General features: G+C 73.0%; 9 protein-coding genes. 2 read left to right on the top strand and 7 right to left on the bottom strand.

The annotated features are described in order from the left end of the window. Nucleotides 1-38: 38 nt before the first annotated feature. From V7S47_RS03660 to V7S47_RS03650, 3 genes are all read right to left on the bottom strand, one after another. Nucleotides 39-1514, bottom strand: coding sequence for a PP2C family protein-serine/threonine phosphatase (locus V7S47_RS03660; RefSeq protein WP_336560305.1), 1476 nt, complete (start codon nucleotides 1512-1514; stop codon nucleotides 39-41). A gap of 179 nt (nucleotides 1515-1693) precedes the next feature. Further along, nucleotides 1694-5857 carry an Ig-like domain-containing protein gene (locus V7S47_RS03655; protein ID WP_336560304.1) on the bottom strand — a complete coding sequence of 1388 codons (4164 nt, stop codon included), beginning with the start codon at nucleotides 5855-5857 and terminating at the stop codon, nucleotides 1694-1696. 142 nt (nucleotides 5858-5999) lie between these two features. Then, on the bottom strand, nucleotides 6000-6788 hold the full coding sequence (locus V7S47_RS03650; RefSeq protein WP_336560303.1) for an HAD-IIA family hydrolase: 789 nt from the start codon (nucleotides 6786-6788) through the stop codon (nucleotides 6000-6002). A 19-nt stretch (nucleotides 6789-6807) separates the two neighbouring features. On the opposite strand from V7S47_RS03650, the gene V7S47_RS03645 reads away from it, so the two are divergent. Then, on the top strand, nucleotides 6808-7593 hold the full coding sequence (locus tag V7S47_RS03645; RefSeq protein ID WP_336560302.1) for a spermidine synthase: 786 nt from the start codon (nucleotides 6808-6810) through the stop codon (nucleotides 7591-7593). Here the strand turns inward: V7S47_RS03645 and V7S47_RS03640 are convergent. Next, the gene (locus tag V7S47_RS03640; RefSeq protein ID WP_336560301.1) at nucleotides 7576-9465 is read right to left on the bottom strand and encodes a glycoside hydrolase family 18 protein; all 1890 of its coding nucleotides are present in this window, start codon (nucleotides 9463-9465) and stop codon (nucleotides 7576-7578) included. The two genes, V7S47_RS03645 and V7S47_RS03640, sit on opposite strands and share 18 nt — an antisense overlap. A 149-nt stretch (nucleotides 9466-9614) precedes the next feature. Further along, nucleotides 9615-10490: an oxygenase MpaB family protein gene (locus V7S47_RS03635; RefSeq protein WP_336560300.1), complete on the bottom strand. Its 876-nt coding sequence runs from the start codon at nucleotides 10488-10490 to the stop codon at nucleotides 9615-9617. Between the two features lie 47 nt (nucleotides 10491-10537). On the opposite strand from V7S47_RS03635, the gene V7S47_RS03630 reads away from it, so the two are divergent. Continuing rightward, a complete protein-coding gene (locus tag V7S47_RS03630; RefSeq protein WP_336560299.1) occupies nucleotides 10538-11131 on the top strand; it encodes a TetR family transcriptional regulator in 594 nt (197 codons plus the stop codon). 13 nt (nucleotides 11132-11144) lie between these two features. Here the strand turns inward: V7S47_RS03630 and V7S47_RS03625 are convergent, their stop codons facing one another. Beyond that, nucleotides 11145-12332, bottom strand: a complete 1188-nt coding sequence (locus V7S47_RS03625) for a HAMP domain-containing protein (protein WP_336560298.1) — start codon at nucleotides 12330-12332, stop codon at nucleotides 11145-11147. After that, nucleotides 12325-13020 (bottom strand): response regulator transcription factor, encoded by a 696-nt coding sequence (locus V7S47_RS03620; protein WP_090850474.1) that lies wholly within the window; start codon nucleotides 13018-13020, stop codon nucleotides 12325-12327. The genes V7S47_RS03625 and V7S47_RS03620 overlap by 8 nt, the downstream gene beginning before the upstream one ends. Nucleotides 13021-13037 lie beyond the last annotated feature (17 nt).

The following is a 13037-nucleotide window of genomic DNA, read 5'->3' as shown; positions in this document are numbered from 1 at the left end:
AACCTACCCAGCGCGGCCGGCACCGACACCGCGGTCGATCAGCTGGAGGTGACCCGTCGTACGACGAGCACGGTGACGTCGTCGCGGACGGTCGGGGCGTGGTCGCGCACCGCCGCCCGCACCTGCCGTACGACGACCTCCGCGGGCTGGCCGGCCGCGGCCCGGACCGCGCGGTCGACGCCGCGGGTACCGAGCTCCTGCCCCCGGGCGTCGCGGGCCTCGACCGCGCCGTCGGAGAACAGGACCAGGGCGTCGCCGGGGAAGAACTGGACCGTGCCGACCGTCCAGGTGGCCTCGTCGAGGACCGGGCTCAGCAGCGGGCCGGTGGGGTCGAGGGGGCGGGTCACGCCGACCGACGGGACCAGCAGCGGAGCGGGGTGACCGGCGTTGACCCACGACAGGGTGCCGGCGCGCGGGTCGACGATGACGGCGGCGATGGTCGCGAAGGACTCGAAGCGGTCGGCGAGGGTCCCGCGGACCGCGGGCAGCAGCTCCTCGGGCGGGACCCGGCCGATGACACCGTGCAGCGCCGCCTTCAGGACCAGCCCGACCACGGCCGCCTCCGGCCCGTGCCCGGAGACGTCGCCCAGGACGACCGCCAGCCGGCCGCCGTCGAGGTCGACAAGGTCGAGGAAGTCACCGGCCAGCACGCCCTCGGCGGAGTCGATGCGGCCCGACACGTCGAGACCGGGCCGGGCGCCGGCAGGGGCGTCGAGCGCGCGCTGCAGCGCGCCGACCGCCGGCTCCGCCAGCGCCAGCGCCTCACCGGCGCGGCGGGTCTCGTCGATCTCGTCGAGCAGGTGGACCCGCATGGTGTCGACGTCGGCGGCCAGGGTGGCCACCTCGCGCGGGCCCGCGGTCGTGACCGCGCGGTCCAGGCCGCCCCGCGCGACCTCGCGGCTGCGGCGGCCGAGCTCGGCCAGCGGGCCCAGCACCGCACGGGAGAACCCGACCGCGCCCAGCAGGGTGGTGGCCAGCAGGGACAGCACGGTGACGACGAGCAGCACGCTCAGCCGGTCGAGCAGCCGGTCGGCGCGCCGGGTCGCCTCCTCCTGGGCGACCGCCACCTCGGCGTCGGCCGTCGCCTGCTGCTGCCGCACCCGGTCGAAGAGGTCCTTGCCGTTCCCGCTGGCGACCAGCCGGGCCGCCTCGCGCCGGTCGCCGGCCATCGCCGCGGCGAGCTCCGGCTCGGCGGCGGTCCGCTGCCACGCGGCGTGGGCGGTCACCATCGCCTCGACCGCGGCCTCCAGCTCGGCGTCGGCGCCGACCTGCTCGCGCAGCAGCTTCAGGCTGCGGGCGATCTCCTTCGGCGCGTCGAGGTAGGGGGCGAGGAAGTCGTCGTCGCCGGTGAGGATGTAGCCGCGCTGGGCGGTCTCCTGGTCGACGTACCCGGCCAGCACCTTCGCGAGCGCCACCCGGGCCGGGTTCAGCTCCTCCTCGAGCTCGGCCTGGGCCCGCGACACCTGCACCAGGGTCACGACCAGGAGGACGCCGACGACGGTGCTGAGGAGCACGACGAGGGCGGTAACGAGACGGACGACGGATCGCGCGGAGTACGTCCGTCGACCCGCCACGCGGCCACCCGCCCTCCCCCGACCCCACGCCGGTCGGCACATTCAACCATCGGGACGGGACGCGGGAAGGGTCCCCGGCAGAACTGCCGGGGACCCTTCCGTCGTGCCTCGTGCGGCGCTTACCGCTTCTTGCGGAGCGTCACCGTCCGCTTCGTGACGGCGGTGCCGCCCTTCGCGGTGACGGTGATCCGGACCGGGGCCGTGATGCGCCCCTTGCGGACCAGGATCCTGCGGAACTTGCCCTTGGCGGCCACGCGGATCTTGACCGTGCCCGCCTTGGTCGCCGTCGCGCTGGTCGAGACGACCCGGCCACCGGCCAGGCGCACCGTCCCGGCCGTGTTGACCTGGACGGTCAGCACCACGGTGCCCTTGTTCGGCTCACGCTTCACCGCGGTGACCTTGACCGTCGGCTTGACCGGCGGGGTCGGCGGCGTCGGCGGGGTCGGCGGCTCGACGACCGGCTCGTCCGAGACCGAGAAGGTCAGCGGCGCCGAGGTCGTCTCGTTGCCCGACGAGTCGGTGACGACCGTCGTGAGCGTGACGTCCTTGCCGGCGTAGGCCTTCGTCGCCGTCCAGCTGAAGAGGTACGGCGCCTGGTCGGACGTCGCGACCGGCTCCCCGTCGACCAGCAGCGTGGCCGAGGCCACCGCGAAGTCGTCGGAGGCCCGGACCAGCGGGGCCACGGTCTCGCCCAGGTCCACCTCCGCGCCACCGAGCGGGTCGACGAGCGTCGCCGTCGGGGCCGCGTCCGCGACCACGCCGTACGACGTCGGGACCGTGCCCGGGGCCGTGGACACCCGGCCGGTGGTGACCACCGAGCTCGAGCCCGAGATCGCCTCCGCCCCGGTGTCCGGGTCGGCCGGCCCGCCGGCGACCGGCGCGGCCGGGCCGAAGTAGCTGGCCGAGATGGTGAACGCACCACCGGTGCGCACCGCGGTGTTGTCGGCGTTGGCGTTGTAGACCGCGAAGCCGTTGCCGGTCACGACGTTGCCGGAGCCGGTGAGGGCCCCCGCCGTCTCCGTGCGGGCGTCGGTCAGCAGGATGCCGTACGACTTGGACGGGTCCGGGCGGAAGTAGTTGCCGGTGATCCGGCTGGTCCGCACGAAGCCGTCGGCGCCGCTCGTGTACTTGATGCCGGTCTGCGGGAAGAGGCTGGACGCCTTGCCCTTGACGACCGTGCCGGTCACGTAGCCGTGGTTCTCGATGCCGGTCCGGACGATGTTGTTCGGACCGCCGTCGACGCCCTTGGCGCCGTCGATCAGGATGCCGCCGCTCTGGTAGCCGGTGACGACGCTGTCGGCGACGGTGACCTCGGACTCGACCGTGCCGGTGCCGGCACCCTGGATGACGCCGGTCTTCACGATGCCCCAGCCGTGCGGGTTCGCCGCCAGCTCGTCGGCCGTGGTCGCGACCTTCATCGGGCCGACCACGCTCTGCGAGACCCGGCCGGCCGCACCGAAGAAGGCGATGCCCGCCTCGGCGAAGGTGTCACCGGCGGTGACCGTCACCCCTGAGATGTCCACGAACATCTCATTGGTGTCGGTCGAGCCGAGCGACTGCCGCGACACGGTGATGACGTTGCCGCCGCCGTCGCGCAGGTAGGGCTTGAGGCCCGCCAGCGTCTCCAGCGACTGGTCCGGCTTGATGGTGACCTTGTCGGCCCCCGCGCCCTTGATCTTCAGGGGCTTGGTGATCGTCAGGCCGTTGGTCGACGACGTCGAGACCGGGTTGCCCGGGCCCGAGATCGGCGTCGAGGACTCCTCGTAGACACCCTCGCAGACCACGATCGTGTCCCACGGGGACGCGAAGTCGACCGCCTGCTGGATCGAGGTGAAGTTCGCCGTCGGGCACTGCGCCTTGTCGTCGTCGACCACCCAGGAGGTGTTCGAGAACTCGTCGGCGACGTTGTCCTTCAGCTTCACGTTGCCGGCGGTGTTGTCGTACGCCGCCATCACGGCCGCCGGGTCGGGACCCGAGGCCGGGGCGCCGGAGCCGGCACCCTGGTCGATGGCCGTGCCGTCGGACAGGACGAGCGGCGCGTCGACGCCCTCCTGGAAGCGGACGTCCGCGACCTGGATCGAGCCCGAGGCCGGGGTGCCCTCGGCGCCGAAGCGCAGCTGCACCGAGTCCAGCTTGGTGAGGTCGACGCCCTGGGCGGCGAACTCGCTCAGCGGGACGCGGATCTGGTCGAGCACGATGTGCGTGTTCGGCGTGTTGGTGCCGGTCGACATGTGCAGGGCGTTGCCCCAGCGCTCGTCGCCCGCGTGGACGGTCGCCTCCTTGCCGGCGGTGTCCTTCAGGACGATAAGGAAGTCCTGCGTCGTCGACGTCGGGTCGTACGACGTGGGCTTCTCGTTCGTCCAGCACGGGAGGGCGGTGGTGCAGCCCTCGCCGGTCGTGACGCGCGTGTTGTCGCCGCGGTTGTCGGCGCCGGGGTTGCGGGTGTCGAAGAAGTTGACGTCCGCGCCCATGGTCAGCGCCTTCAGGCCGCTCAGGTCCTGCGAGGCCGCCGGAATGTCGGCGGTGAGCTCGGCGGTCGTGCCGGTCTCCCAGGCGAGCGCCAGCTGGCGACCGTAGGAGTGGTTGACCGGCGCGTTCTCGCGCATGCCGTTGCTCTGGCCGCCGAGAGCGTTGGCCGCCGGGAGCGGGCAGGCCTTGGCGGCGGTGGGCAGGGTGCCCTTGCCGAGCTGGGCCGGGGCGAAGTCGTCCGGCTCCGGGTTGCACCAGTCGTAGCCGCCCGTGGTCTTCTTCGGCAGCGGAGTCACGCCGCCGCCGGCGACGTACGGGTTGGCGAAGCCGGAGCCGCTGAGGGTGCCGCCGAGGGCGTTCAGCCCGAGCGGGTTCTGGACCTCCGGACGGATCAGGTCGACCCGCTGGTCCGCGGCCGGGAAGTAGCTGGTGGAGACGTACTCCTCGCAGCCGATCCGGGTGCCCGAGGTGCTGGTCGGGCAGGCCGAGGCCGGGATCTGCAGGTGCGAGTCGGTGTCGGAGAGCTCACCGGTCATGTAGGGCTCGAAGGCACCCTCGCCACCGACGTAGCGGCGGAAGAAGGCGGCCATCGTCGCGAGGCCGATCTTCTCCTGGTCGCCCATCCGCGCCGGGTCCCCGGAGATCTTGGTGTTGACCAGCGGGTTGTAGGTGTCGGAGTTGTCGATCGCGTAGTTCAGCGCCGGGTTCGTCGGGTCGGCCGCGCCGCTGAGGCGGATGTTGTTCGGGTGCACGTTGTTCGTGGCGAACGGCGCCGAGTTGCCGCAGGCCGCGTCGTTGTTGCCCTGACCGTCCGCGCCGCCGTCGGCGTACCAGACGGTGTTGTACCAGTTGTGGATCGCGCCCAGCTGCGAGGACTGGATGCGCGGGAACGGGTCGGTGCCGTCGATGTACTGGCTGCGCTCGTAGAAGCGCGCCCCCTGCAGGTTCGAGACGTCACCGTCGCAGAACGGCAGGATCGACATGTACGGCGTGCCGTACGGCGCCTTCCGCTCGTAGTCCACCGGCGCCAGCGAGATGACGCCGCGCAGGGGGTAGCGGGGTCCGTCGGTGCGGATCCGGTTGTAGTCCATGAAGCTGGTGACCGCGTCGCCGCCGCGGGAGTGGCCCATCAGGCCGATCCGGGTCATGTCGAGGTGGCCGCCCAGGGTGGCGCTGATCCCCGGGGTGACGCTGGGTCCGTCGGCCAGGGTGCCGGCGTTGGCCGCGCTGAGCGCGTCGAGGGCCGCCGCGATGAGCAGGCGGCGCTGGTGCATGCCCTTGCCCTTCGGGTTGTCCTGTCGCTGCATCAGCTGGTCCTGGGACACCGAGAAGACGGTGTAGCCCCACGTCGCGAGGTTCTCACCGAGGTAGGCGTAGCCGGCCTCGTTGCGCTTGAAGACGGTGCAGCCGGCGGTCGCCGGGATGGTGTTGCCGTCGCACGAGCCGTGGTTGCCGTGCACGAGCACGATCAACGGGGAGGGCGTGGTGCGCTGGGTGAAGTCGGGGTAGTAGAGCGCGCCGCGGATCTCGAGGTTCTCGGGCGCGGAGACGGTGCCGGTGACCGGCGCATCCCCGTTGGAGTTGGGCTCCTGCAGGGCGGCGGTGCCCAGCTTGACCTCCTGGATCGTCTTCGGCGTGAGGTCGCCGCGGTCCATCGGGTCGGGGAGGACGAGCTCGTCGGCCGCGGCCGGGGCCGCCGCCTGGATCGGTGCTGCAGCTGCTGCGTGGGTCGATGCTGTCCCGGGAAGCACCAGTGCCGCCAAGAGCGGAGCCAGTGCCAGCGTGCGCCAGCGCGTGGAGGTAGGAACCCTCACGACTTCTCCTGTTCTGTTCCGACGACCGGAATTCGGCCATCGGACAGACGCTAAGGAGGACTGATCAACCGGTTGGGTCAGTCGTGTTAACGGAGATGACGCGATCTTTCCGAAACGTTTCAGGAAAGGACACGCCGGCCGGTCAGGCGCCGTCCTGCACGAGCTCGACGAGGTCCGCGACGGAGTCGAAGACCCGGGTCGGCCGGTAGGGGAAGGTCTCGACCTGGCTCGGCAGGGTCGAGCCCGTCGTCACCAGGAAGGTGCGCAGCCCGGCCTCCAGGCCGCTGATGATGTCGGTGTCCATCCGGTCGCCGATCATCACCGTGGTCTCGGAGTGGGCGTTCAGCCGGTTCAGCGCGCTGCGCATCATCAGCGGGTTCGGCTTGCCGATGTAGTACGGCGTCCGCCCGGTCGCCGTGCTGATCAGCGCCGCCACCGAGCCGGTCGCCGGCAGCTTGCCCTGCTGGCTGGGCCCGCTGGGGTCCGGGTTGGTCGCGATGAACCGCGCCCCGGCGTCGATCAGCCGGATCGCGCGGGTGATCGCCTCGAACGAGTAGGTGCGGGTCTCCCCCAGCACGACGTAGTCGGGGTCGCGGTCGGTCATCACGTAGCCGATGTCGTGCAGGGCGGTCGTCAGCCCGGCCTCGCCGACGACGTACGCCGTGCCCTGTGGCCGCTGGTCGGCGAGGAACTGGGCCGTCGCGAGCGCCGAGGTCCAGATCGCGCTCTCCGGGACGTCGATGCCGCTGCCGAGCAGCCGGGCCCGCAGGTCGCGCGGGGTGAAGATGGAGTTGTTCGTGAGCACCATGAACTGCCGCCCGGAGGCCTTCAGCGCCTCCACGAACTCGGTCGCACCGGGGATCGGGTCCTCCTCGTGGACCAGGACCCCGTCCATGTCGGTCAGCCAGGTCTCCACGGCGCGATTCGTCATGGGCCCATTGTGTCGGAGGATGGGCCTCGTGCCCGCCGAGATCCGCCCCGACGGTCGCGGCTTCGTGCTGCGGATGGACGACCGGGACCAGTCGTACGTCGACCTCGACGACCCCGGCCTGCTCACCTTCGACTACGTACGACGCATCGGCGACGTGATCGACGCGTGGGGGCCACCCGGCGACCCGGTGCGGGTCCTGCACGTCGGCGGGGCGGCGCTCACCCTCGCTCGCTACGTCGCCCACACCCGCCCGCGGTCCCCGCAGGTCGTCCTCGAGCCGGCCGCCGACGTCACCGAGCTGGTCCGCCGCGAGCTGCCGCTCCCCCGGCAGAGCGGGATCAAGGTCCGGGCCGTCGACGGGCGGACCGGGCTCGACGCGGTCCGCGACGGCTCGGTCGACCTGGTCGTGGTCGACGCGTTCGCGGCCGGGCGGGTGCCCGGGACGCTGGTGACCGCGGAGTGCGCGTCGTCGTACGCCCGGGTGCTCGCGGGTGACGGGCTGCTGCTGCTCAACCTCGCCGACCGGGCGCCGTTCGCGTGGACCCGGCGGGTCGTCGCCGCGGTGCGCGGCGAGCTGCCCGCGCTGATGGCCAGCGCCGAGCCGGCGACCCTGCGCGGCCGCCGGCCCGGCAACCTGCTGCTGGTCGCCGCCCGCAGCGCCGTCCCCGTGGCGGCGCTGCGGGCCCGGGCGACCAGCGGCAGCGCGCCGTACCGGGTCCTCGACGGGGCGCAGGTCAGCGACACCGTCGGGGGCGGGCGGGCGTTCACCGACGCGGACAGCGCGGACTCACCGCTGCAGGAATGACTCCCTGACCTGGTCGAGGAGCGGGTTGTCGCCGTTCGGGCGGGCGCCGTAGTTGAGGACCCAGATGATGGTGCCACCGAGCCCGGTCTCGCGGGCGTACGCGCCCTTGGCGGCGATGGACCGCTCGTCCTCGTAGGAGAGGAAGCCCGCCGGGTTGCGGTTCGGGTCGCTCTCGGGGACGAACCCGGCCTCGCCGTACTCCTCGTAGGTGCGGTACGTCGAGGACGCCTCCTCGTCCCACTGCAGCTCGCCGTGGGAGAGATAGCCCATCTCCTCCAGCCGCGACCAGGCCAGGGCCGCGTCCTGGATCTCGTAGACGTCGTTGCCGCCGAGGTCCTGGCGCGGGCCGGTGACGGTCGGTCCGTAGTAGATGCCGTAGAAGCCGATGCCCAGGCCCATCCGCTCGCGCGGGACGCCGGTCGCGACGTAGGCGTCGACGCTGCTGTCGATGCTGTAGGGGTGGCCGGCGCGGTCCTCGCCGTCGAGCGCGCCGGAGAACCACGAGTCCCAGCCGGCACCGAACCAGGTGGTGCCGATGCCGTAGCTCATCAGGTTGTACTGGTCGACCAGCAGCGCCGTGTCGGCCCGCCACTGCTCGACCCGGTCGCCGGGCTCCAGCCACTTGCTGGCCTGCGCGTAGCCGGGGAAGGTGATCAGCCCGGGGTCGGTCGCGTAGCGCGGACGGGTGGCCATCTCGGCGCGGATCTCCAGGATCAGCGCGAACAGCCGGCGGTGCGACTCGGCCGCCGTGATGTCCTCGCCGCACTCGTCCGCCGACCCGCCGAAGCAGTTCTCCCAGTCGACGTCGACGCCGTCGTAGTCGTGGGCCACGAGGTAGTCCACGACGTTCTCCACGAACCGCGGGCGGACGGCGTCAGCCGTCGACAGCACGAACCCGCGACCGTCCAGCCCGTCGCCGCCGAGCATCAGCAGCGCCTCGGTGCCGGCCGCGTGGGCCTCGTCGACCAGGTAGTCCTCCACCGAGCGACCGTCGTACGGCGCCCAGGACAGCGGGCCCTCCTGGGCGCTGACCGCCCCGAGCTCGACGTCGCCGGGCTCGCCGCCCAGCCCGCCGCCGCCGGGCGCGACCCGGCCGAAGACCAGGTGGGTCATCGCGGTCAGGTCGACGTCCTCGGGGTCGTACCAGCTGTTCCAGAACCAGCCGGCGTAGTAGCCGGTCACCCACGGCTCCGTGCGCGGGGCCCGGACCGTGATCGCGCGGGTCACCGACGTCGCCGCGACGGCGCCGTACCACCCGGTCGTGACGGCGCGGTACGACGTGGTCGCGGTCGGCTCGACCACGAACACCGCACCGCCGCGCACGTCCTGCCGTGCGGTCGCGACGGTGCGCCAGGCGTCGGAACCGACCCGCGCCTGCAGCTGGACGGGTCGGCCCGGACGAGCGGGGGTGAACGCGACGGTCGCCGGCAGCCGGGTGCGCGCCTGCGTGGCCGCCGGCACCGTCACCGTGCCGCGCTGCGGGGTCACCCGGACGACCCGCGGCTCCGAGACCCAGCGCTTCTTGCGGACCTTCCTCGCCGCCACCACGCGGTAGGTCGTGGTCGCGGCCGGCGCAACGAAGCGGAAGACGTAGCGCCTGCCCCGGTCGGTGCGCCGCTGCGCGACCGGGACCCACCGCTTCCCGGCCTGCCGCTGCAGCACCACCGTCCCGCGGTGGCGTGCCTTCCCCCACACCGCCGTCGGCTCGCCCGTCACCAGGCCGGTCCCCGCCTTCGCGGCCGGAGCGGTCGTCGCCACGGTCGGCGCCGCAGCGGCTGCGGTCGCGGTCGGGCTCACCCCCGGCACGGTGGTCAGCAGACCGGCCCCGAGGGCGGCGGCGGCGAGCAGGGTAGGCAGGAAGGTCGATCTCACCCCGGGATGCTCGGCCGCCCGCCGACCCGGCCACCAGGGCCCCGTGTCCCGACCTCCCGGGCAGGTCCCCCCCCGTGCGAAGGCCGAGTCAGCACCAGTGGTGCTGACTCGGCCCGCAACTGGTGCTGACTCGGCGGGGACACGGGGGGTCAGTGGCGGACCGGGCAGCCGGCTGCGCCGGGGGTGGGGAAGGTACCGAGGTCCTCGACGCGGTGGCCGTCGGGGTAGCTGCGGATCCAGGAGATGTCCTCGATCAGCTTCGGCTCCTTCCTCGCGGGGAACGCACGCAGCAGGCGGCCGCGGGCGCGGAGGGCAGCGTGGCTGGCGCGCTGGACGAGGGCCGGCGGAGCGTCGTACCGGAAGGCCTCGCGGAGCGGGTCGTCCATGAGGGCGCGGGCGAAGAGGCCGGCGGGGCGCTGGACCGGCTTCGCGTAGAACGTCTGCATCAGCGCGAGGGTGGCGTCGGCGACCCGACGGCTGCCGGCGTCGTAGGCGAAGTGCTCGGCCTCGTAGGTGTCCATCAGCTCGGCGAAGTCGGCGTAGGTCTCCGGGATGTCCGGGATGTTCATGTGCTGGCCGAGCCGGCGGTAGTAGTTGACCGAGGCGCGCTCCTCGACCGGCGTGAGCGGCCGCTTGCCGTAGTCGTCGAGCCAGCGCTTCGGGACCACCACGAACGTCGACAGCACGTAGCGGAACTCGTGGTCGGGGATGTCGTAGGCGCGGTGCATCTGGTTGATCCGGCGGATCGCGGCCTTCGCCTCGGGGTGGTCGAAGCCGTAGCGGCTCGGCGGCTCGAGGAGCAGCGCGGTGTCGTCGTAGCGCCGCTGGACGTTGCCGGTGAACTCACCGGTCGCATCGAGGAGCCGGCCGATGCCCGGCACGGCGTAGGTGCGGAACAGCGCGAAGCTCAGCGCCTGGTTCATGTCCCACGGGAACTCGTGGGCGACGACGTTGCGGTAGATCTCGACGTACGACGTCTCGGGGTCCAGCGCATCGTTCACGCGCTTCCAGTGATCGCGCCTCATGCCGCCCCAAACTAGAGTAAGCGCTCCACTCTGGCTAGGGTCGAGGCGTGCGCACCCCCGTCCAGTCCCGCAGCGAGTCCTCGGCCGACCGGATGCTCGCGGCCACGCTCGACCTGCTCGCCGACGGCGGGCTCGCGGCCGTCACCGTCGCCGCGGTCGCGAAGGCGGCGGGGGCGTCCAACGGCTCGCTCTACCACCGCTTCGGCGACCGGACCGGGCTGCTGCTCGCCGCCCAGGACCTCGCGCTGGGCCGGATCGAGGCGGCCACGTCCGCCGCCTTCGCGCGCGCCGACGCCGAGCCGGACGACGACCGCGCCCTGCGGCTGCTGGCGACGGCCGCGCTCGACATCTTCGCGACCCACCGCGGCGCGATGCGCGCCTATCTGGTCGAGGCCCAGGGCCAGGCCGCCTTCGACGACCGCAACGTGCGCAGCAGCCACCTGCTCGCGGCGACGGTGACCGGCTGGCTGCGCGACCGCTTCGCCGCGACCGGGCCGGACGCCGAGGCCGCCTGGCGGATCCTCTTCGCCCTCGGCGCAGCGCAGGCCCTCTTCGACGACGCGCAGGTCTCGCCGACCGCGCTCCCCCGCGCGGCGTTCGCGGACGCGGTCGCGCGGGCCGTCGGCGCACTCGTGCGCTGAGCGGCCGACGGGCTCAACGCCGCGGCAGCAGGATCTCCAGACCGTCGCGCGGCTCGGAGCCCACCCAGCGCCCGCCGAGCGCGGCGCATCCCGAGCGGGCCGCCTCGAAGGGGTCGTCGGCGGCTCGGCCGGCCGACGACTGCTCGGTCGTGACCGAGATCCGCAGGTGGCCGTCGACGTCCCCCTCCAGGACCAGCCGCACGGCGCCGCTGCTCGTGCGCAGCAGCGGGACCAGGACCAGGTCGAGCAGGTGCTCCACCGGCCCGGGCGTGTAGCGCTGCTCCAGCTCGCCCTCGACCGCCGCGGTGATCTCGCGGTCGACCAGGCCCAGCTCGTCGGCCCAGCGCTGCGCCACCTGGGTGGCCAGGTCGCGCAGCGGCACCTGGGCGCCCTCGACCAGGCTCCCGCGCTGCAGGGCGACGAGCTCGCCGGCGACCTCGTCGACGTGGGTGATCCCCGCGAGGGCGTGCCCAACGGTCGCCCGGACGTCGTCGGGGAGGTCGTCGCGCAGCAGCACCTCCTCCAGCTCCAGGCGCAGCCCGGTCAGCGGGGAGCGCAGGACGTGCGAGGTGTGCGCGGCGAACTCCTGGTCCCGCCGCAGCCGCTCGCGCAGCTGGTCGGCACTGGTACTGAGCGAGCGCGCGATGGCGACGGCCTCAGGGATCCGGGTCTCCGGCAGGTCGAGGTCGAAGCGACCCCGGCCGAGCGCGCCGGCCGCCTCGGCAAGCCGTCGGAACGGCGCCGAGAGGCGGCGGGCGACCAGCAGCCCCGCGGCCGCGGCGCCGGCCAGGGTGAGCCCCAGCAGCACGACCAGGGCCCATGGGTCGCCGACCAGCAGGTCCCAGACCAGGCGGTCGTCCTGGGCGACGGTGACCCGACCGCCGGCCACCGGGACGGTGGCGTGCAGGTCCTCGCCGTCGTCGTACGACGGACCGCGGACCTCGACGGTCTCGCCCGCCGCCGGCTCCCAGCGCAGCCGGGTGTCGACGTCGGCGAGCGGCTGCAGGAAGGCCGCGTCGACGACGCCGCCGGACTCCAGCCGGGTCTCGACCAGCCGGCCGACGAGCACCGCCTCGTGCTGCAGGCGGATGCCTTCGTGCTCGCGGAGCTCGTGGCCGAGGGTGTAGCTGCGGATCAGCGCTGCGACGGCGAGCAGCGCGACGGCGAGGAGGATGAAGGAGGCGGTGAGCCGCTCACGCATCGGGCGCGCCCTCGAGGCGGAATCCCACGCCCCGAACGGCTACGACCTTCTCGGACACCCCGACGCTCTCGAGCTTCTGCCGGAGGCGACCGATGGTCACGTCCAGCGTCTTGGTCGAGCCGTACCAGTTCTCGTCCCAGACGTCCGCCATCAGCCGACCGCGGGAGACCACCTTGTCGCGGTTGGAGGCGAGGATGCTGAGGACGTCGAACTCCTTGCCCGTCAGCGGCACCTCGTCGTCACCGGCGTAGACCCGCCGGGCGGCGACGTCGATGCGCAGCCCGCCCTCGGGGACGTCGTCCTGGCCGAACCCGCCGCCCGACGAGGTACGGCGCAGCAGCGCCCGCACGCGAGCCTGCAGCTCGGCCAGACCGAACGGCTTGGAGAGGTAGTCGTCGGCGCCGTAGTCGAGCCCGACGACCCGGTCGAGCTCGCCGGCCCGTGCGGTCACGATCATGATCGCGCCGCCGAACCCGGCCTCGCGGGCGCGCTTGCAGACCTCGAGACCGTCCATGTCCGGCAGGCCCAGGTCGAGAATCACGACGTCGGCGGGCGCCTTCTCGAGGTCGTCGAGGGCCTTCTGCCCTGAGTCGACCCAGACGACGGTGTAGCCCTCCCGCTCCAGGGTGCGAACCAGGGGGAACGCGATGTCCTCCTCGTCCTCCACGACGAGCACTCTGGGAGCCATGCGTGCAGCATAGAGGT

Source organism: Nocardioides sp. CCNWLW216 (assembly GCF_037120545.1).
Taxonomy (GTDB): Bacteria; Actinomycetota; Actinomycetes; order Propionibacteriales; family Nocardioidaceae; genus Nocardioides; species Nocardioides lianchengensis.
The sequence above is the reverse complement of the archived record's forward strand: the minus strand, read 5'-3'. Positions and strand labels throughout refer to the sequence as shown.

Bases quoted from the DNA above. Each gene is read 5' to 3' on its own strand.
- V7S47_RS03620 (WP_090850474.1), bottom strand. From the start codon at position 13,020: ATGGCTCCCAGAGTGCTCGTCGTGGAGGACGAGGAGGACATCGCGTTC.
- V7S47_RS03650 (WP_336560303.1), bottom strand. From the start codon at position 6,788: ATGACGAATCGCGCCGTGGAGACCTGGCTGACCGACATGGACGGGGTC.
- V7S47_RS03645 (WP_336560302.1), top strand. From the start codon at position 6,808: ATGGGCCTCGTGCCCGCCGAGATCCGCCCCGACGGTCGCGGCTTCGTG.
- V7S47_RS03635 (WP_336560300.1), bottom strand. From the start codon at position 10,490: ATGAGGCGCGATCACTGGAAGCGCGTGAACGATGCGCTGGACCCCGAG.
- V7S47_RS03625 (WP_336560298.1), bottom strand. From the start codon at position 12,332: ATGCGTGAGCGGCTCACCGCCTCCTTCATCCTCCTCGCCGTCGCGCTG.